Source organism: Postechiella marina (assembly GCF_039538365.1).
GTDB classification, from domain to species: domain Bacteria; phylum Bacteroidota; class Bacteroidia; order Flavobacteriales; family Flavobacteriaceae; genus Postechiella; species Postechiella marina.
The window spans coordinates 104,792-124,475 of the sequence record NZ_BAABCA010000005.1; the positions used below are offsets into that span (position 1 = coordinate 104,792).

Annotated in this window: 19 protein-coding genes; 9 read left to right on the plus strand and 10 right to left on the minus strand. The window is 31.9% G+C overall.

Translation table 11 applies throughout. The features are described from left to right. The first annotated feature begins 104 nt into the window (after positions 1 to 104). Together ABD715_RS12025 and ABD715_RS12030 are read left to right on the plus strand one after the other, a co-directional pair. Complete coding sequence (locus ABD715_RS12025) at positions 105 to 2,273, plus strand: endonuclease MutS2 (protein ID WP_344788496.1); 2,169 nt, start codon at positions 105 to 107, stop codon at positions 2,271 to 2,273. Then, entirely contained in the window at positions 2,270 to 2,686 is a 417-nt protein-coding gene (locus tag ABD715_RS12030; RefSeq protein ID WP_344788497.1) for a thiol-disulfide oxidoreductase DCC family protein, read from the plus strand. Before ABD715_RS12025 ends, ABD715_RS12030 begins: the two co-directional genes overlap by 4 nt. Before the next feature lie 803 nt (positions 2,687 to 3,489). Here ABD715_RS12030 and ABD715_RS12035 read toward each other — a convergent pair. From ABD715_RS12035 to rlmF, 5 genes are all read right to left on the minus strand, one after another. Then, positions 3,490 to 3,789 (minus strand): GIY-YIG nuclease family protein, encoded by a 300-nt coding sequence (locus ABD715_RS12035; RefSeq protein WP_344788498.1) that lies wholly within the window; start codon positions 3,787 to 3,789, stop codon positions 3,490 to 3,492. Between the two features lie 368 nt (positions 3,790 to 4,157). After that, a complete protein-coding gene (locus tag ABD715_RS12040) occupies positions 4,158 to 5,462 on the minus strand; it encodes a voltage-gated chloride channel family protein (protein WP_344788499.1) in 1,305 nt (434 codons plus the stop codon). 459 nt (positions 5,463 to 5,921) lie between these two features. Then, positions 5,922 to 6,740 carry a sulfurtransferase gene (locus ABD715_RS12045; protein WP_344788500.1) on the minus strand — a complete coding sequence of 273 codons (819 nt, stop codon included), beginning with the start codon at positions 6,738 to 6,740 and terminating at the stop codon, positions 5,922 to 5,924. Between the two features lie 6 nt (positions 6,741 to 6,746). Then, positions 6,747 to 8,072, minus strand: coding sequence for a dicarboxylate/amino acid:cation symporter (locus ABD715_RS12050; RefSeq protein WP_344788501.1), 1,326 nt, complete (start codon positions 8,070 to 8,072; stop codon positions 6,747 to 6,749). A gap of 214 nt (positions 8,073 to 8,286) precedes the next feature. Further along, the gene (gene rlmF, locus ABD715_RS12055; protein WP_344788502.1) at positions 8,287 to 9,180 is read right to left on the minus strand and encodes a 23S rRNA (adenine(1618)-N(6))-methyltransferase RlmF; all 894 of its coding nucleotides are present in this window, start codon (positions 9,178 to 9,180) and stop codon (positions 8,287 to 8,289) included. A 170-nt stretch (positions 9,181 to 9,350) separates the two neighbouring features. On the opposite strand from rlmF, the gene ABD715_RS12060 reads away from it, so the two are divergent. Beyond that, on the plus strand, positions 9,351 to 10,007 hold the full coding sequence (locus ABD715_RS12060) for an HAD family hydrolase (protein WP_344788503.1): 657 nt from the start codon (positions 9,351 to 9,353) through the stop codon (positions 10,005 to 10,007). On the opposite strand, the gene ABD715_RS12065 is transcribed toward ABD715_RS12060, so the two are convergent. From ABD715_RS12065 to ABD715_RS12085, 5 genes are all read right to left on the minus strand, one after another. Then, positions 10,002 to 11,147 (minus strand): exonuclease/endonuclease/phosphatase family protein, encoded by a 1,146-nt coding sequence (locus tag ABD715_RS12065; protein ID WP_344788504.1) that lies wholly within the window; start codon positions 11,145 to 11,147, stop codon positions 10,002 to 10,004. The genes ABD715_RS12060 and ABD715_RS12065 overlap by 6 nt on opposite strands. Before the next feature lie 51 nt (positions 11,148 to 11,198). Next, complete coding sequence (locus tag ABD715_RS12070; protein ID WP_344788505.1) at positions 11,199 to 11,357, minus strand: hypothetical protein; 159 nt, start codon at positions 11,355 to 11,357, stop codon at positions 11,199 to 11,201. A 2-nt stretch (positions 11,358 to 11,359) separates the two neighbouring features. Beyond that, a complete protein-coding gene (gene mscL, locus ABD715_RS12075; protein WP_344788506.1) occupies positions 11,360 to 11,803 on the minus strand; it encodes a large conductance mechanosensitive channel protein MscL in 444 nt (147 codons plus the stop codon). A gap of 68 nt (positions 11,804 to 11,871) precedes the next feature. Beyond that, positions 11,872 to 15,045 carry a cytochrome c biogenesis protein CcsA gene (locus ABD715_RS12080; RefSeq protein WP_344788507.1) on the minus strand — a complete coding sequence of 1,058 codons (3,174 nt, stop codon included), beginning with the start codon at positions 15,043 to 15,045 and terminating at the stop codon, positions 11,872 to 11,874. 154 nt (positions 15,046 to 15,199) lie between these two features. Continuing rightward, positions 15,200 to 15,592 (minus strand): group III truncated hemoglobin, encoded by a 393-nt coding sequence (locus tag ABD715_RS12085; RefSeq protein ID WP_344788509.1) that lies wholly within the window; start codon positions 15,590 to 15,592, stop codon positions 15,200 to 15,202. 294 nt (positions 15,593 to 15,886) lie between these two features. Here ABD715_RS12085 and ABD715_RS12090 point away from each other — a divergent pair, with 294 nt between their 5' ends. Genes ABD715_RS12090 through ABD715_RS12115 form a run of 6 tightly spaced genes read left to right on the plus strand, consistent with a single transcriptional unit; the run spans position 15,887 to position 19,558 of the window. Beyond that, entirely contained in the window at positions 15,887 to 16,657 is a 771-nt protein-coding gene (locus ABD715_RS12090; RefSeq protein ID WP_344788510.1) for a Rossmann-like and DUF2520 domain-containing protein, read from the plus strand. Beyond that, positions 16,638 to 17,168 (plus strand): KdsC family phosphatase, encoded by a 531-nt coding sequence (locus ABD715_RS12095; protein ID WP_344788511.1) that lies wholly within the window; start codon positions 16,638 to 16,640, stop codon positions 17,166 to 17,168. Before ABD715_RS12090 ends, ABD715_RS12095 begins: the two co-directional genes overlap by 20 nt. Positions 17,169 to 17,201: 33 nt before the next feature. Continuing rightward, positions 17,202 to 17,528, plus strand: a complete 327-nt coding sequence (locus ABD715_RS12100) for a hypothetical protein (protein ID WP_344788513.1) — start codon at positions 17,202 to 17,204, stop codon at positions 17,526 to 17,528. Beyond that, positions 17,521 to 18,051 (plus strand): hypothetical protein, encoded by a 531-nt coding sequence (locus tag ABD715_RS12105; RefSeq protein ID WP_344788514.1) that lies wholly within the window; start codon positions 17,521 to 17,523, stop codon positions 18,049 to 18,051. The genes ABD715_RS12100 and ABD715_RS12105 overlap by 8 nt, the downstream gene beginning before the upstream one ends. Beyond that, positions 18,048 to 18,962: a geranylgeranylglycerol-phosphate geranylgeranyltransferase gene (locus ABD715_RS12110; protein WP_344788515.1), complete on the plus strand. Its 915-nt coding sequence runs from the start codon at positions 18,048 to 18,050 to the stop codon at positions 18,960 to 18,962. The genes ABD715_RS12105 and ABD715_RS12110 overlap by 4 nt, the downstream gene beginning before the upstream one ends. Before the next feature lie 2 nt (positions 18,963 to 18,964). Beyond that, the gene (locus ABD715_RS12115) at positions 18,965 to 19,558 is read left to right on the plus strand and encodes a Maf-like protein (protein WP_344788516.1); all 594 of its coding nucleotides are present in this window, start codon (positions 18,965 to 18,967) and stop codon (positions 19,556 to 19,558) included. Positions 19,559 to 19,684 lie beyond the last annotated feature (126 nt).

Genomic DNA, 19,684 nt, shown 5'->3' on the forward strand with positions numbered 1-19,684 from the left:
GAAGTTACAAAGATTAGAAAAGAATTTATTTTAAATTGGTTTTCTCCTCATTTTCGCTCTATAGTTCCTAAATTTGTGCTTTTACAACAGATTATGATTAACGAATGATTAATATTCACGATAAAACATTACAAGATTTAGAGTTTTCTACTGTTTTACAGCAAGTAAGCGAACTCTGTATTACACCTTTAGGTAACGAAAGTGTTTTAAAAATTTCACCTTACAAATCTAAAGAAGACTTACTTTATGCTTTAAAATTAACTAACGAATATTTATCTTCTTTTTATAACGATAATAGAATTCCTAATCATGGTTTCGATTCTATTAGCAAAGAAATTAAACTTTTAAAAATAGAAAACACTTATTTAGAAGTACATAGCTTAAAAAAAATAGTATCTATTAGTATTACAGCAAACGAAATTGTTACTTACTTAAAAAAGTTTAAAGAATACTACCCCGGACTTAACGACCATGCTTTTTATGTTGAGGTAACTAAAATAATTATAGATAAAATAGATGGTATTGTAGATCGTTTTGGAGATATAAAAGACAATGCATCTCCTCTACTTTACGATTTAAGACAGTCTATAAACAGAATAAAAGGTAAAATTAATGCTAGTTTTTCTACCGCATTAAACACGTATCATAATTTAGAATACTTAGATGATATTAGAGAGTCTGTTGTAGAAAACAAACGAGTACTTGCAGTAAAAGCCATGCACAGACGTAAGGTTAAAGGTTCTATAATGGGGAGCAGTAAAACCGGAAGCATTGTATATATTGAGCCAGAAACAACATTACAACACTCTAGAGAGTTAAATAATTTAGAGTTTGAAGAAAACGAAGAAATTAACCGTATTTTAAAAGAAGTTACCAATTTTATTCGTCCATTTCTGCCTTTATTAGAAAAATACCAAGCCTTTTTAATAGATATAGATGTAATATCAGCAAAAGCAAAATATGCCAAATCCATGAATGCTATTCTTCCAGAAATAGCAGAAGACCGCAGCATGTTTCTTCGCGACGCCTACCACCCTCTACTCTATTTAAATAATTTAGAGAATAAGCAAACTACGTTTCCGCAAACTATAAGCTTAGAACAAGACAGTAGAATTATAGTTATTTCTGGACCTAATGCAGGCGGAAAAAGTATTACTTTAAAAACAGTTGGGCTATTACAGGTTATGATACAAAGCGGACTCTTAATTCCTGTACACGAGCGTAGTAAAGTTTGCCTTTTCGATAGGGTTTTAAGCGATATTGGAGACAATCAATCTATAGAAAACCACTTAAGTACATATAGTTACAGACTTAAACAAATGAACTATTTTCTTAAAAAATGTAACAAAAATACGCTGTTCCTTATCGATGAATTTGGAACTGGATCTGATCCTGAACTTGGTGGTGCTTTAGCAGAAACTTTTCTAGAAGAATTTTACCATCGTGAAGCTTTTGGAATTATTACCACTCACTATTCTAACTTAAAAATATTGGCTAACGAGTTGCCAAACATGTTAAATGCCAACATGCTATTTGACGAGCGCACGTTAGAACCTTTATTTAAACTTGTTATTGGACAAGCAGGTAGCAGTTTTACTTTTGAAGTTGCACAAAAAAATGGTATCCCGTACAGTTTAATAAATCGTGCTAAGAAAAAAATAGAACGCAGTAAAGTTCGTTTTGATGCTACTATTGCAAAACTTCAAAAAGAACGTTCTCGTCTTGAAAAAACAGGACAGTCACTTAAACAAAACGAGAAAAAGAAAATTGAAGAAGCCGATAAACTTGAAGAAATAAACAATAAAATTCAAAAAAAACTAGAAAGCTATCAAGAATTATACGACAGCAATCAACGTCTTATCTATCTAGGCCAAAAGGTAAACGATATAGCCGAAAAGTACTTTAACAACAAGCAAAAACGTCCATTAATGGATGAGCTTTTTAGACTTGTACAAATAGAAAACTCTAAACGCAAAAAAATAACAGCCAAGCAAAAAAAGAAAGTTAAGGCTAAAGAAATACAAGTAAAAAAAGAGGTAGAAAAGAAAGTTGAAATTATTCGCGAAAAGAAAAAGGAAGCCAAGAAAAAGGCTATAGAAAACCCAAAACCAAAAGCTATTATTAGACTTGGAGACCGCGTACGTATGGAAGACGGTCGCTCTATTGGTACCGTAGATAAAATTGAAAAAAACAAAGCTGTTGTTAATTATGGTATATTTACGACTAACGTTAGTATAGACCAATTAGAGCTTGTAGAAGCTATGAAGAAATGATAAAGTTACCAAAAAACAAACAACTAATTCTTTTCGATGGGGTTTGCAACCTATGTAACACCTCTGTGCAATACGTTATAAAACACGATAAAAAAGATTGCTTTATGTTTGCTCCTTTACAAAGTAATATAGGCAAACAACTTATAAAAACTTATAATATAGACCCAAAAAAAACAGATTCTATTTTACTGTTTATACCAGAAAAAGGCATTGTATCCAAAAGTACAGCTGCTTTAAAAATAGCTTCAAAATTAGGCTTTCCTACTAATATTTTAAGTGTTTTTTTTATTGTACCTCCATTTATTCGCAACTGGGTTTACAGCTATATTGCTAAAAACCGTTATAAATGGTATGGTAAAAAAGAAGCTTGTATGATACCAACTCCAAAATTAAAAAGTAAATTTTTAGAGTAATGCAATTTGGGCGCAACCTAAAAAGGTCGGGCTTTCAACTATATCTTTTTTAAAGGTTATTGCCCAAAATTTGTAACATGGCTGTCTACAAACTTCCAATTCAACACAAAAATATAGAATGGTAAGTAAAAAAAGGATGTCGTTTCAATCCCTTGCGCACGTACTTGTTGTGGCTATTTTTAAACGTTTTATTTTTTTCTTTTTGCTATTCGTACTTATTATGTGTGCTAAAAAAATAAATTCTAATTTTAAGATACTTAGTTGTGGTTAAACACACACAGTCATGTCGAACGCAGTGAGATATTGCACTCGCTAATCACAAGAGTTTGGTTATGCGATTTCTCCTTTCGTCGAAATGACTAAACAACTATAAATTATACACGTACTGTCATGTCGAACGCAGTGAGACATCTCACTCTCAACTCACAAGAGTTTGGTTATGCGATTTCTCCTTTCGTCGAAATGACTAAACAACTATAAATTATACACGTACTGTCATGTCGAACACAGTGAGACATCGCACTCGCAACTCACTGAAGTCTGGTTATGCGATTTCTTCTTTTGTCGAAATGACTAAACAACTATAAATTATACACGTACTGTCATGTCGAACGCAGTGAGACATTGCACACTTTACTCACTGAAGTCTGGTTATGCGATTTCTTCTTTTATCGAAATGACTAAACAACTATAAATTATACACGTACTGTAATGTCGAACGCAGTGAGACATTGCACTCGTTAATCACTGGTGCTTTGCTATGGTGATTTTTGCTAAAATCGAAACGAATATATACCCATCTTTTAAAAAACTTGACTATTCAACGTTTCCCATTTAGGATTAAAATCTGTTATTAACATATTCTTCTTACGCCTACTCCACTTTTTTAATTGCTTTTCTCTGTGTATACCCTCTTTTGGGAACTCAAAAACCTCATAATAAACTAAGTAAACACAAGCATATTTACCCGCGAAAGACTTTTTTGAATTCTGACTATCAAAATAATGCTGAGATAATCTTGTTTGAATATTGTTGGTAAAACCAATATATAAAGTTGTTCTATACTGATTCGTTGTAATATAAACGAAGTATTTATTTTGCATGAAATAAATATAAGTACTTTTTTTATTTTAGGGTGAAGTCTGGTTATGCGATTTCTCCTTTTGTTGAAATGACTAAACAACTATAAATTAAACACGTACTGTCATGTCGAACGCAGTGAGACATCGCACACTTTACTCACTGAAGTCTGGTTATGCGATTTCTCCTTTCGTCGAAATGACTAAACAACTATAAATTAAACACGTACTGTAATGTCGAACGCAGTAAGATATCCCACACTTTACTCACTGAAGTTTGGTTATGCAATTTCTCCTTTTGTCGAAATGACTAAACAACTATAAATTAAACACGTACAGTCATACCTAATACCCATTCCTGCTAGGCTGTTTCACAAAATATTATCTAAACCTCACTCTTTATGTCTATTCTTACTAATATCAGACAAAGAAAGTCCCATTTCTTTATCAAGCGATTCGTGTTTTGCACTCCCAATTATTTGCGAAGCATACACACCAGAGTGTCCAGAAAATAAATAAGCTGTAGAACAAGCCAAAGCAATAAACACACCAGATTCTATTCCAAAAAGTTCGATTCCCATAATAGTACAAGCTATAGGCGTATTAGTTGCACCAGCAAAAACAGCTACAAACCCCATGCCTGCAAGTAAAGGCATAGGCAACGGTATAAACCAAATAAGTGCATTGCCTAATGTAGCACCTATAAAAAATAAAGGTGTTACCTCACCACCTTTAAAACCAGCTCCTAAGGTAAAAGATGTAAATAAGACTTTAAGAAAAAAATCGTAAGAATTAAGGTTTTCGCTAAACGCATCAACAATCATAGGTATACCTAAACCTATATATTTTGTGGTTCCCATAAAATATAAAATTATTGCTAAAATTGCGCCTCCAATAACAGGTCGAAGTGGTGGATACTTTATGTGTTTAGAAAATAGATTACTCCAAAAATGTGTCGATTTAGAAAAAAGCATGGCTACAAGTCCAAAAATAATACCAGCTAACAGAGCCCATAAAACATTTACAGGTGTTATTTGGGCAACCACACTTATATTGTAATGCGTATGCGATACATTCCATATTTCGCAAAAATAGTTAGAAAAAACAGCAGCCATAAAACTTGGTATAATAGCATCTAAACGTATTCTACCCAATACTAACACTTCTAGTGCAAAAATACCACCAGCTAATGGCGTACCAAAAACCGAGGCAAAACCAGCACTAATACCTGCTATTAAAAGAATTTTTCTATCTCGATTAGATAATTTAAGTACTTTTGTAAACCTATCGGCAATAGCTCCACCCATTTGTACTGCTGTGCCTTCTCGACCAGCAGAACCACCAACCAAATGCGTTAAAATTGTACCAAATAAAACCAGAGGTACCATTCTAAACGGAATTATTTTTTTAGGCGAATGGAATTCTTCTAGTAATAAATTGTTACCTTTTACAACACTGCTACCATATAAGTGATAAGATAAGCCAATTATAAAACCGCCTACAGGCAAAAGAGCAATAATCCATAAATGAGATTCTCTATAATTTGTAGCCCAATCTAAACTTATTAGAAAAAAAGCTGAAACACTTCCTGCTAACACACCTAATACTAAACAGATTAAAATCCATTTAAAAAGGTATAATAAAGTAGGTATTTGTTCGAATGATAATAAAAAATCTTTAAGTTTACTTTTTTCCATATTGCCTTTTATAAACCTTTCTACAACTAATAAAATGTAGATGTTACAAGCTCCAAGCGGAACGGTTACAGGCAGTTGTTATTGCCAAAATTAAGATGCAAATATAATTAAAAAAACGATTTAAGATATTCTGCTTTTTTTATTGAAGGTATACCGATGGCTTGTTGCTTTTTATTAAAAGAATCTAATTAACTAAGCTCCACTTATTACTATTTATAATTAAAAACAAAATGATGCTAAAAAAAATTATGATTAATGTTTTGTTTAGTTGAAGGTTATACTTTTAAAATTGATGATGAAGTAATTAGCATTTATCTATAAGCGTTTTAATACAAAACCATATATTTATATTACCCCCAAACATAGCTGATAATCTAGCCCCGATTGATGCGGCATCCTTTTTGTTTTTCTCAAAAAGATATAGCGGAAAGCGGGAAATAGCTTCTATTAACTAAACGTCTACTCTGTAACTAAACTGCCCCACTCTGTCCAAGAACCATCGTAAACCGATATGTTTTTGTATCCAGAAAGTTCTGCGCCTAATGCCAGCACACAGGCTGTAATTCCAGATCCGCAAGAAAAAATAATATCGTCGTCTTTTTCAGCCACATTTTTAAATAGGTGCTCTATTTCTACTTGCGACTTAAAAATGCCATTGTTTAATAAATTGGTAAAAGGTAAATTAACCGAATTTGGAATGGTTCCCATTCGTAACCCTTCGCGAGGTTCTGGTGTTTCGCAATTAAAACGCCCAGAAGATCGGGCATCTACTATAATATGTGTTTTTGCTTGCGATGCGGTTTGCACATCGTTAAAAAAGCGCATTAATTCTGGTTGTAACTTTGGTGTAAAATCGCCTATTTCTCCAGTATAAGTTTCCATAGGTTCTGTAGGTAATTTTGCGTTTAACCACGCAGGAAAGCCACCATTTAAAACTGCTACATTTTTGTATCCGAAAGCCTTAAACAACCACCAAACACGTGCGCTGGAATAAATACCTTTATCGTCGTAAACCACAATAGCACTATTATTATTTATACCTAGTTCTCGTGCCGATTCTTGAAATAGCGCGATAGATGGAAATGCACTAGGAAAAGGATTTGCAGTATTGCTAAATTTTTTCTTAATATCGAAAAGGCGTGCCTTTGGTATTTGTAGTGTAGAGTCATTAAAAACTTTGTTTATGGTTCCATCTAGCACAACAAGGTTATCTGCTTTTAAATTATTTGCTAGCCAATCTGTAGTAACTAATGGTTTAGAAATAGTAATTGTTTTCATTATTATTTATTTAACAGCATCGTAATTATCGTCCCAGTTTTTCACTTTTGGATCGTGTAGTTTGCCTAAAGATTTTGCAACAATCATAGATACTGCAGCATCTCCTGTTACATTTACTACGGTTCTGCACATATCTAAAGGTCTGTCTACCGCAAAAATAAGAGCAAGTGCTATAGGTAATATATCTGAAGGAAAACCAATAGCCTCTAGCACTATTACAAGCATTACCATACCTGCTCCTGGAACTGCTGCACTACCAATGGATGCTAAAAGAGCTGTTACTATTATAATTAGTTGATTGCTAAATAATAGTCCTTCTGGCCATAAAACCTGCATAATAAAAACCGCAGCAACACCTTGATATAAGCTAGTACCATCCATATTAATGGTTGCTCCTACTGGTAATACAAAACTAGTTACCTCTTTATCTACACCAATATGCTCTTCTACACGCTCCATAGTTACTGGTAAAGTTGCTGCACTACTGCTTGTTGAAAATGCTAATAGTTGCGCAGGACTTATTTTATTTAAAAACCATAACGGAGATCTTTTTGTGTAAATAGATACTACGGTAACATAAAAACAAATCATTAATGCTAAACCTAAAACGACAACACCAGTGTACTTTAATAAGGCTAAAAGAATATCTGGATCGTCTGCAGAAACTACTACGGTAGCTAACAATGCAAATACTGCTACGGGTGCAGATAACATAATTAAATCGACCATTTTTAAAACAACCTCGTTAAGCGAATCGAAAAAATCTTTTAATGGTTTTGCATCTTTTTCGGGTATTAAAAGCATACAAATACCTAACAATATAGAAAAGAAAATAACCTGTAGCATTAACTTATTATTACTCATGGCGTACACCGCATTATCGGGCACCATATCTACAATAAATTGTAATGGCCCAGATTCTTTTTGCGCTTTTGCATTGCTTATTATAGTTGTTGCTTTATCGCTGTTAGAATATTTATCTTTTAAAGTTTCTACGGTTTCTTGAGTAACACCGTTTCCTGGCTTTATAGTATTAACTAATACCAAACCTATGGTAATGGCCATTACTGTTGTTAAAACATAGATTATAATGGTACGCAATCCCATTTTTTTAAACTTAGAAATATCTTTTAAATCTGAAATACCTTTTATTAAAGACGCTAAAATTAAAGGCACAGCAATAAGCTTTAACATTTTAACGAAAATACCACCAAAAGGTTCTACCCAATCTCGAACAAACCACTCGGCATTTAAAGAAAGCATTATAAGCCCATATATGATGCCTAAAACCATTCCTATTATTATTTTCCAGTGTAATGCTAATTTTTTCATGTGCTATATTATTAGTCTAAATTTAGTTAAGCACTATAAATTCAAGCTTTTAAAAACCTAGCTATAGTGCTTATTAAGGTAGTACAATATAGCCATTTTATATATAAAGTAGCAAATGTAATTTTATTCGAAAAAATTCGCATTAAAAACCTAAAATCACCTCATTATTTTCAATAAACTCATCAAATTTTTAGAGTTGAAATTGATATTGTTATTAACTAGAAAATGTCCATGCCAAAATGCGAGACAGTTTATTACCTTGTCCCATATTAATAACCTTTACCTGAGTTGCCCCTAACTTTTTTAATGATTTTTCCATACCTTTTATTAGCTCTTTTTTAGACACTAAAGATGTAAACCATTGGCTTTGTTCTTTAAACAAAGAACTCTCGTATAAATAATTATGCAGAAAAGCTTTTTCGCCTCCTAAGTAACACAACTCGTTATAGGTTCCTGCAAAGTTTCTAACGGTTGGCTTATCGTCTTTTTTTAACCCTTTTAATTTTCTAGTTGTAGCTTCTAGAGCTTCAGTTTCAGACTTATAAAAAGGCGGATTACACATGGTTATAGAAAATTGATCGTCCTCTTTTATAACACCTTTTAAGATTAATGATGTTTGAGGTTGATGCCTTAGCGAAATGTATTCTCCCAATTCGTTTTTATTAATAATATTCTGAGCATTTTTAAGAGATGATTGATCTATATCTGTACCAACAAAACTCCAATTATAAACAGACTGACCTAAAATGGGATAAATGCATGTGGCTCCTGTACCCACATCTAACACAGAAATATTTTCTCTTAATTCTGATTTGTTTAACAAATCTGATAAATGATGAATATAATCTACTCGACCAGGAATTGGCGGACATAAATTTGCTTCTGGAAAATCCCAATACGCAACATCGTAATGTTTAAATAACAAAGCAGTATTTAAAGCCTTAACAGCTTTAGGGTTTGCAAAATCTATTGTTTTTTTATCGAATTTATTTACAAAAACAAAAGGTGTTAAATCTGGATAAATAGCAGCTAAAGCATCTAAATTATACCCTGATTTGTGCTTGTTTCTTTTATGGAAGTTTGTAGTTGCCTTGTTTGTGTTATTCATAAACTAGATCGTTTTTCTTATTTACAATATTTAATATCATAATAATATTGGGCAAGCAAATTACAGCTTTTAAATTTTAAAATAACTTTTTATGTCGTTATCCTAAAATCAATTTTAAATATATTTGGTATTATTTGTCTTTCTAATATCTTCGTAAAAAAAAAGATACAATGTTAAAAGCAGTTATATTTGATATGGATGGTGTTATTATAGATAGCGAACCTTTGCACCATAAAGCTTACCATATGATGTTTAAAGACGTAAATGCAGATGTAACAAGCGAGCAATATGAAGCTTTTACAGGTCAATCTACATTAAATGTATGCAAACAAGTTTGTGAAACTTTTAACCTTGATGCATCTCCAGAGACATTGGTATCTATTAAAAGAAAACATTACGAGCAAATTTTTGAAAACGATAAAACCTTTGATTTAATTGATGGCGTGTTAGACTTAATTAAAGATTACCATGCTAATGGTTTAACTTTAATTTTAGCTTCGTCTGCCTCTATGCCAAGTATAAACCGTATTTTTAATAGGTTTAATTTAAACCCATATTTTAAAGCTAAATTAAGTGGAGCCGATTTAAAAGCATCTAAACCACATCCAGAAATTTTTATTAAAGCTGCAGAAGCTTCTGGTTTTAACAGAGAGGAGTGCTTTGTTATCGAAGACTCTACAAACGGAATTAAAGCTGCTAATTCTGCAAATATATTTTGTGTTGGTTTTGATAGTATACACTCTAAAAACCAAGACTACTCTACTGCCAACAAAGTTATTACAAACTTTAAGGCTATCGCGTTTAACAATGTTAAAAACTTATTATAATTTACTCTTTAAAAAAGCATTAGTGGAGTCTATTGTAAATTCTATCCAAACTAAATTATGATCTGACAACTGATTGCGTTTCCAGTATTGATGGTAATACGATTTAAATTTAGCATCGGATGTTAGTGTACTAGGATCGTCTTTGTGTGCTAACATATAATCATGATAAAAATGTCTTTTTTCTTCGGAGTAAACCGATTCAAAAGGCTTAAATACATTTCCTATATCTTTACCGTTTTCGTCTTTTTCTAAATGAAAATATTTTTTATTTACGTTTAAAAAAATACGATCGTAAACTTCTGTTTCGCTAACATTAGTCACTTTACCTTTTAAGCTTTCGGCTTCAAAAAAGTTAGATTTTGTAATAACATCAACAATATCGCCATCGGTTTTATACAAATTTGTATCGCCTAACATAATTAAATTTTCATTCCAAAAATGTTTTCTCTTTAATTTTTCTTTGATGGCTGCCATAAGTAAATCGACCTCTTCTTTTCTAATATCATTCGCTTTTTTTTTAGGCTGAAAATGTACATTAATTAAAGAAAAAGATTTCCACCCAGCAGTAAAACCTGTAATGGCTGGTGTACGCTTTAGTTGCTTTACTGTAGAGTTTTGCGTTAAAGTATCCCACAGTACAATTTCGCCACTTAATCCCGATGTATTTACTTTTCTGGTATCGAATATATACGCAAAGCGCTCTTTATTACCCGCATGTCCTTCTGTAATATCTGTAATAATGTAACTCCAATTTTTTCCTAAAAGACGCATTATAATAAATAAATCGTCTAGTTTAGATTTTACTTCTTGTATAGCTACAATATCAAATCGGTTAATAATTTCGGCTATAAAAAAATAAGAGTCTGGCAGGCGTTCATTTAAATGCCCAAATTCTTTAATATTCCAACTTGCCAATAGCACACTACGGTCACTATTTTTCTCAGGAACTTTAAGATCTAAATCCTCACGTAAATCGAGAATATCTTGAATAATACGTTTGCGTTCTGTGTTTTTTAAATCTGGAAATACTAAGGAATAATCTATTTTTCCATCATCAGAAACTGGTCTAAGGTCGTTATACCAAGGCATAATAAATGTTTTAAGTGAATTAAAAGTAATAGCGTCTCTAAATTTAGACATTAACTTTTAAACTCTAGCATTTATTTATATTACATTTATGTTATACTAAGCTTAGTCTGGGTTATTCTTAGCTTTAACCTTTTGAATAATAACTCTTAACCGCTCTTTACGTAACTCTTTTTCTGATTTAGCCTTATTCTTTTTACGGTTCATTAACTTAGAATGTTTGGCTTTATTTTTGGTATTCTTTTCTCGCCCTGTTTTTGCCATAACTATTGCTTTGCTTTTAACATAGCATTTTGCTCTTCCATAAGTTCTGTAAGATGCGTAAGTAATTCAATATCTTTAGGTGTTGCCACAGTTTTATTTTTAGGGTCTTGAGCTTTATTACGTAATTTATTCATAAATTTTACAATTACAAATACTGTAAAACCAACAATAATAAAATCGAGAAAAGCTTCGCCTAATGCCCCATAACCTATTGCCACTTCGTTTTTTAAAATAGCTCCAGATGCATCTGTAACTGCATCTTTTAAAATAATACGTTTATTTTGAAGATTTACACCGTCTGTTAATAAAGATAGTGGAGGTAACATAACCTTTTTAACTAATACATCTACAACTTTATTAAAGGCAGCTCCTATAATAATACCTATGGCCATATCCATCATATTACCTTTTACCGCAAACTCTTTAAACTCTTTAAATAGCTTCATCTCTAAATCATTTTAATTTTGTAGGTTCTGTTAATAAATCTGACTAAACTAAAAACGTATTTTACATCTTACTTTTTATAATACTTAGCATAACCACGATAAGCGAAAAAAGCCAAGATTGCAACCATACCACAAGCTATTGCTATAAACTTAACACTTACAATTTGGTCTCCGCTAGCATAAGAGTGTAAACCTGCCAAATAGAAATTAACTCCAAAATATGTCATTAATATACTAGCATAAGCCACAATAGACATTAAGTTATAAAACCAACGCCCTCTAAGACCTGGCACTAAACGCATGTGTATTACAAAGGCATAAACCATAATACTAATAAGCGCCCAAGTTTCTTTAGGGTCCCAGCCCCAATAACGTCCCCAACTCTCGTTAGCCCACATACCACCTAAAAAGTTACCAATGGTAAGCATAACTAAACCAACAGTTAGTGCCATTTCGTTAATTATGGTAAGTTCTTTTATGTTTATAAGCATTTTGGCTTTGTTCTTTTCGTTAGTAGCTATCATTAAAAACAACGCTACAACACCTAAAATCATTCCTAAGGTAAAAGGGCCATAACTTGCTACAATTACAGCTACATGAATCATTAACCAATAACTATTTAAAACCGGTTGTAAATTTGCTATAGCAGGATCCATCCAGTTCCAGTGCGCTATCATTAAAATCATAGAAGTAACAAATGCAGTAGATGCAATAGTTAAATCACTCTTTTTAACACCAAGTAATAAACCGAATAACATTGTAGCCCAAGCGACATAAATCATAGATTCGTAAGCATCACTCCAAGGTGCATGACCAGAGATATACCAACGTGTAATTAAACCTAAAGTATGTAGTATAAACAACCCTATAATTACAAATTTAAATACTGCTATAGATTTATTTAAGGCTTTACTCTTATTATTAAAAATTTGGACGATTAACAGAATAAACAATAAAGAACCTGCGTACATATACCAACTAAACAGTTTTTTAAATATGTCGTATTTATTATAAGCTATTTCGGTTTTTACCTTATCGTCGCTTAACATAACATCGCCACCATATTTGTGTTGTGTTTTTTTAAAAGCTTCTAGTAATTTTGTTGCTTCAGAAAAATCGCCCGATTGTTTTGCTTGATTTAAAGTGTACAAATAAGCTCTAAATCCGTTTTTAACAAAATTACCATACAAAGAATCTTGTACTTTATGCTCTCCTGTTGCAAACTCTTGTGCAGAAATCCATTTATTATTTTCGTTTTCTGGTAACGGAAATATTTTAAGAGAACTCCCTTGTATCGTATTGTACAATAAATTTACACGCTGATCTGCTTCTTTAAACTCTTTTTGAAACCCATTAGGTACTTGTGCTTTATAAGCTTCATCTAAAAAAGGTGTTAATTTATATTCTCCTCTTTCTGTAAAGAAATCGGCTAGGGTTGCAAACTCTACTTCTTTGTCTACACCAATTAATCTTCTTATAGAATCGGCTTTTTTAGCTCTTAAATATATAATTGGAACATTGTACCATAATTGCGGACTTTCGTGAATAGATAAAAAGACTTGGTTAGCATCAAAATCTTCGTAAGTATCGCTTTTAGTTAACTTACGTAGCATTTCTGATGCATAAGTATTAACAGGCATCATACGACCACCTAAATCTTGAATTACCATATGGCCAAACTCTGCAGCATGTTCTTTTGGTGTAATATGAACACCTAAAACAGAATCTATTTGAGCCTTGGTAGGTCCAGAATGCTTATGCGCATCTTGTGCAAAACCACTTAAACTTAAACACAACAAAATAGCAGTAACAACTTTCTCTTTTTTAGCCTTTATTTTTTTAAGTTGATTTCTTATATCATCAAATCTCGAACCTTTAACAAATAAAATAGCTAGCATGCCTGCATACAATAAGAAATAACCAATATATGTTATTAAAGACCCCCAATAATCATGGTTTACAGAAAGAATGGTGCCTTTCTCGTCTGGATCGAACCCAGATTGAAAGAAACGATAGCCACGATGGTCTAGAATATTGTTCATGAAAATTTTATAATCAAAATCGCCTTCTTGCTCGTCTAAAACCGTTATTTTACTAGAATATGCAGAGTAACCGCGCTCTGTACCAGGGTAACGTTCTGCCTCAAAATCGTTTAATTTAACTTTAAATGGTAAATCGAAAATTTTAGAACCGTACTTAAAAGCAAAATCTAATCCGCCAACTTTTATTTGTTTAAACGCATTATTCATGCCTTTTCCTCCTAATAAACCAACAGTTTTAGTTTCGTTATTAGTAGTAACCTTAAGTACGACACCATCTTCGTCATTTTTTAATAATTTCGATTTTTGAACAATATCAAAATGACCTTTAACAACAGGTTTTGGCACTACTATTTGCATATCGCCAATAACATATCTAGAGCGTAATAAAAAAGGCTGTAAACTATCTTTATACAGCTTGCTTTGTGCCATAGTTGCCATAGTTAATACATCGCCTTCAAAAGGAGATTTTATAGTAATACCATCATTGGTATATGTAAAATTAATTGCGCCTTGTGTTGGCTTATTTAATGCAAATAAAACATTGTGAATGCTTTGAACCTGTCCTACTTTTAAAAAATGATTGTGCGCACCGTTACCACCAGCTTCAACAATTTTAAGATATTCTTCACCAGATTCGTCTGGTACAATATCTTCTTCTGCTCCTGCTATAAACTTTACTAACTCTATGCTTACTGGCTGCTTATTATATTGTGTTTCTATTTTTAATTTATTGTCTAATCGTTTAGAAAAATCGACTTCTTTTTCTAATGGCAAGCGTTGTGGTACGCCATTAATTTCGTAATCGCCATCTATATAAGTTGTTAAAAATGTATTTCTAGACAAAAATGTGTTTTCTGTAGCACCTTCTCTAATAGCCATCATGCCTTCGAAACTTGCATATCGTGTAATAAATGCGCCTATTAAAATAAATAAGAATGCTAAATGCAAAAGTAAAGTAGCCCATTTTTCTTTTTTATGAAGTCTAAATCTAACAATATTACCCGCAAAATTGATAACAAAAAAGAGCATAATACCCTCAAACCACCATGTATTATAAATTAAATTTCTAGTATATGCTGTAGGCGACGTGTCTTGCCCTGCATCTAAAATGGTACCTGTTGCCATTGCTACTGCAAATGCAACAAATAAAACAGCTGTTAAGCGTGTTGAAAAAAGAATATTGGTGATTTTTTTTTGCATGATATAAGCTCCTTTTAAGGTCGTGCAAATTTAGGTATTTAAGTTCGTTTTAGCGTGTTAAAGTTATCTAAAAAAAGACCTTTTTACATACATAAAATAGATGTTGTATTGGTAAAACATTATTTTGCAAAGCAAAGACTTTTAATGCGTAGTGCTACTGTTTAGTTCGTGCTTCAAATATTTTTAAGTAGAGAAAAGTACCCATTTTGCGTGCCCGGTATTTGGCATTCTCTGCGTAATCGCCTTCAAAAAGCTCGTTTATGGTTTCGAACCAGAGGTTTAACCAGAGGCCAAAATGCAATTCTGATATTGAATTACTATAATCTCGATCTACCTTTTCGTGAGCCTCTAAGGGATTGCCTAAATATTTGGTTTTTAAAAACAAACTGGCTTCCCAAAATGTTGTTAAGTTTTCTAAATGAGCATCCCAATCTTTTATGGTATTATTAAAAAATGGACCTAATACATTGTCTTTTCTAACTTTTACATAAAATGATGATACTAGTAAATAGACATCTTCTCTTGTTTTTATATCTTTTTTGCTCATGGTATTGCAAAGTTAACTATTTGTAACTGCCAATGTTTAAAATAATGTAATTTTACTACTCTTTTTTTTAACGGTTTTTACGACTAAAAGAAACAAAACCAAGCATAGATTTTAAACCTAAAACTACAGCTAAAAGGGTGACGCTGCGAATAGTTACGCAAGGGATAGCAGTGTAAAGCCCACAGGGAGGCACGACCGAGGACTTGCAACGAATAGCCCGACCCGATAGGGATGCGACATAAAAAAAAGTGATTTCGTTATTAAGCATTCAGAATTCATTAGTATTTTTGCTTTATGATTTCAGTTACAATTCTTGGCGCAGGTAACGTTGCCACACATTTATTTAAGGCTTTTGTTAAAGCAGAAGACGTGTCTATAAAACAATGGTTTAACAGAAGTATTGATGCGATTCGCTCTTACAAAAACGAGGTTGAAATTATTGACGATTTATCGCAATTAAAAGAAGCCGATTTATATATTTTAGCAGTGAGTGATGATGCGATATCTGAATTATCGTCTAAACTACCGTTTGAAAACAGATTGGTTGTGCATACATCTGGTAGTGCAAGTGCGTACGATATTGATAAAAAGCATAAACGCGGGGTTTTTTACCCATTACAAACTTTTAGCAAAGCTGCTAAAATGGATTTTGCAAACGTACCTATTTGTATTGAAGCAATTGATAAACCGAGTTATCCGTTATTAAAAACCATAGCTTTAAGCTTAGGAAGCCCAACGAAAAGAATTAATAGCGACCAAAGACGTGTTTTGCATTTGGCTGCTGTTTTTGTTAATAATTTTACCAATCAGATTTATAGAATTGGACATGAAATTACCGAGTCTGAGGGGGCTGAATTTGATATTTTAAAACCTTTAATTCTTGAAACTGCTAAAAAAATTCAAGATATGTCGCCTTACAAGGCACAAACAGGACCTGCAAAGCGCAACGATAAAAAAACGATAAAAAAACAGTTAAAAAGCTTAGAAAATAATACACACCATCAAGATATTTACAAACTTTTAACTGCATCTATACAAAAGACTCATGGAAGAAAAAAGCTATAAAGAATACTTAGAACATATTACAACTTTTATTTTTGATGTTGATGGTGTTTTAACCGACGGTACTATTACAGTTACTACAACGGGAGAAATGCTAAGAACCATGAATATTAAAGATGGTTATGCATTAAAAACAGCTGTAGACAAGGGGTTTAACGTTTGTATTATTTCTGGTGGTAGTAACGAAGGTGTACGTTTAAGGTTGCAAGGTCTTGGTATTAAAGATATTTATTTAGGTGCACATAATAAGATTGAGCAACTTGATGATTACTTTGATAAAATGGGAATTAAATCTGAAAACACACTTTATATGGGTGATGACATTCCAGATTTTCCTGTTATGAAAGGAATTGGCTTACCATGTTGTCCGCAGGATGCTGTTCCAGAAATTAAAGCCATTTCTAAGTACATTTCTCATAAAAAAGGAGGAAAAGGAGCTGTAAGAGATATTATAGAGCAGGTGCTAAAAGTGCAAGGCAAATGGTTTGGCAATTTTGGTGCTAAATACGATTAAACATAATTTAAAACAGTGTATTAAACTATAATATTGAAAAGAGTAAGCAGACGCATAAGCAATGGATTTGGTTATATTGGTTTTGGTAATAGCCAAAGTACTTTTAATCAAAAATCTAATAAGGCGTTTTCGTCTTTAAAAGATAAGCTTAATGCGGAGTCTCATTTTCATCATCAACTTCATTTTACACACGATAAATTATCGAAAGCAGAAAAAGATTTTATTAAAAATAAAATTAGAAAGGCTGACCAAAAAAAAACAATTAAGGCTTTTATTATTACTGTTATTATTTTTATAAGCGTTGTTATACTTTCGCGAGAATATGTGTATTATGTTTATGAACAAACTTTAAATGATTAGAGAAAAACTAATTATACTTTCGGATCTATTTGGCAAAGAAAAATCTGACTGGATTTCTGTTTATTACGAATTATTAAGTGATAAATACGACATACATTATATTGATAGTAAAGATTTAGGTGAAATTACGTTAAACACTAACAACAAAGAAGATATACATAATTTATTTATTGCAAAAAGCATTACTGTAGCTGTAAACAATTTAACTACTAAGTACAGAGAAAAAATAAATATTCTGGCTTTTAGTATTGGAGGAACCATTGCATGGAAAGCTATTTTAAAAGGCTTAAATGTTTCTAATTTCTGGGCAGTATCGTCTACACGAATACGATACGAAACTAAAAGCCCCAAATGTAAAACTACTTTGTTTTATGGCGAAAACGACACACACAAACCCGATGATAATTGCTTTACAAAATTAAAAATAACCCCTGTATTTTTAAAAAATCAAGACCATAATATGTATTCTAACCCAAAGGTTATTAACACTATTTGTAACAACATTTTAAAACAAAACGATTGAAACATTTTTTTAATCTTATACGTTACAAGAATTTATTAATGATTGCTTTAATGCAATACCTTATTAAATACGCTTTACTAGAACCCTTTGGAGTTGCCTCTGCCTTAAATGCTTTTAGTTTTTCTCTTTTAACCATTGCTACTATTTGTATTGCAGCAGCAGGGAATGTTATAAATGATATTTATGATGTTGAAACCGACTTTGTAAACAAACCCGATAAAATAATTATAGACAAACATATTACAGAAAAAACAGCGTACAACATGTTTATTGCATTAAATGCAATAGGCGTAAGTGCTGGCTTTTACGTATCGCTGCAAGTAAATAGAAGTTCGTTTTTTGCATTGTTTGTTATCATTTCTGCTCTACTATACATTTATGCTACTTATTTAAAACGCTCGCTTTTAATAGGTAACATTGTTATATCTGTTTTAGTTTCGCTAAGCATTATTATTGTTGGTATTTTTGATTTAATTCCTGCTATTACCACACAAAACAGAAGCACACAATTTGTATTTTTTAAAATATTAATGGATTACACTTATTTTGCTTTTATTATCAATTTAATTAGAGAAATTGCAAAAGATATTGAAGACATAAATGGCGATTATAAATCTGGTATGAATACATTGCCTATTGCTATTGGCAGAAATCGAGCCCATAAAATACTTTTTGGCCTATCGATAATTCCGCTATTTACTACCATATATTATATAACCAACACGCTATACAAAAATGAAATTGCTGTTATATACTTCTTAATTTTTATTGTAGCTCCCCTATTTTATTTATGCATTAAAATTTATACCGCTAAAACAACGCTAGATTATAAACATATTAGCAACATTCTTAAATTAGTAATGCTTTTTGGTATGCTTTCACTACTTTTATACAAGTATATTTTACTGTAACTATGTTAAACGATAAACTAAAAAATTACAATCTTATTTTGGCTTCGGGTTCGCCAAGGCGTCAACAGTTTTTTAAAGACTTAGATTTAGACTTCGAAATTCGTTTAAAACCTGTTAAAGAGGAATACCCAGACCGATTAACACATTTTGAAATAAGCAACTATTTAGCACAACTAAAAGCCCTCCCTTTTAAAGATGAATTAAAAGATAACGACATTTTAATTACTAGCGATACTATTGTTTGGCATAATAATAAAGCCATGGGAAAACCTAGAGATGCAAAGGAAGCTTTCGAAATGATTAAATCTTACAGCCAAACAACTCACGAAGTAATAACCTCGGTTTGCTTTACTACTACAACCTACGAAAAAACGATACATGCCATTACTAAAGTAACCTTTAAAGCCTTAACAAATCAAGAAATTAATCATTATATACAAACAGCAAAACCTTACGACAAAGCTGGAGCTTATGGTATTCAAGAATGGATTGGCCAAATAGGTGTTACTAAACTAGAAGGCTCCTATTTTAATGTTATGGGTTTACCAGTGCATCTTCTATACAAAACACTAATTGATATTACCGAAAAGAAATAACAAATAAAAACCTTAATTAACAACAATTTTCTTAGTTTTTAAGACAAGCACAATTATAACATAACTTTATAAATAATACTTGCAATAAAGAATTGCTTGTTTTATTATCTGCGTATCTTTGCATCG

Excerpts from the sequence above, each read along its gene's own strand:
- ABD715_RS12025 (WP_344788496.1), top strand. The coding sequence starts at position 105 with ATGATTAATATTCACGATAAAACATTACAAGATTTAGAGTTTTCTACT.
- ABD715_RS12030 (WP_344788497.1), top strand. The coding sequence starts at position 2,270 with ATGATAAAGTTACCAAAAAACAAACAACTAATTCTTTTCGATGGGGTT.
- ABD715_RS12035 (WP_344788498.1), bottom strand. The coding sequence starts at position 3,789 with ATGCAAAATAAATACTTCGTTTATATTACAACGAATCAGTATAGAACA.
- ABD715_RS12040 (WP_344788499.1), bottom strand. The coding sequence starts at position 5,462 with ATGGAAAAAAGTAAACTTAAAGATTTTTTATTATCATTCGAACAAATA.
- ABD715_RS12045 (WP_344788500.1), bottom strand. The coding sequence starts at position 6,740 with ATGAAAACAATTACTATTTCTAAACCATTAGTTACTACAGATTGGCTA.
- ABD715_RS12050 (WP_344788501.1), bottom strand. The coding sequence starts at position 8,072 with ATGAAAAAATTAGCATTACACTGGAAAATAATAATAGGAATGGTTTTA.
- rlmF (WP_344788502.1), bottom strand. The coding sequence starts at position 9,180 with ATGAATAACACAAACAAGGCAACTACAAACTTCCATAAAAGAAACAAG.
- ABD715_RS12060 (WP_344788503.1), top strand. The coding sequence starts at position 9,351 with ATGTTAAAAGCAGTTATATTTGATATGGATGGTGTTATTATAGATAGC.
- ABD715_RS12065 (WP_344788504.1), bottom strand. The coding sequence starts at position 11,147 with ATGTCTAAATTTAGAGACGCTATTACTTTTAATTCACTTAAAACATTT.
- ABD715_RS12070 (WP_344788505.1), bottom strand. The coding sequence starts at position 11,357 with ATGGCAAAAACAGGGCGAGAAAAGAATACCAAAAATAAAGCCAAACAT.
- mscL (WP_344788506.1), bottom strand. The coding sequence starts at position 11,803 with ATGAAGCTATTTAAAGAGTTTAAAGAGTTTGCGGTAAAAGGTAATATG.
- ABD715_RS12080 (WP_344788507.1), bottom strand. The coding sequence starts at position 15,045 with ATGCAAAAAAAAATCACCAATATTCTTTTTTCAACACGCTTAACAGCT.
- ABD715_RS12085 (WP_344788509.1), bottom strand. The coding sequence starts at position 15,592 with ATGAGCAAAAAAGATATAAAAACAAGAGAAGATGTCTATTTACTAGTA.
- ABD715_RS12090 (WP_344788510.1), top strand. The coding sequence starts at position 15,887 with ATGATTTCAGTTACAATTCTTGGCGCAGGTAACGTTGCCACACATTTA.
- ABD715_RS12095 (WP_344788511.1), top strand. The coding sequence starts at position 16,638 with ATGGAAGAAAAAAGCTATAAAGAATACTTAGAACATATTACAACTTTT.
- ABD715_RS12105 (WP_344788514.1), top strand. The coding sequence starts at position 17,521 with ATGATTAGAGAAAAACTAATTATACTTTCGGATCTATTTGGCAAAGAA.
- ABD715_RS12115 (WP_344788516.1), top strand. The coding sequence starts at position 18,965 with ATGTTAAACGATAAACTAAAAAATTACAATCTTATTTTGGCTTCGGGT.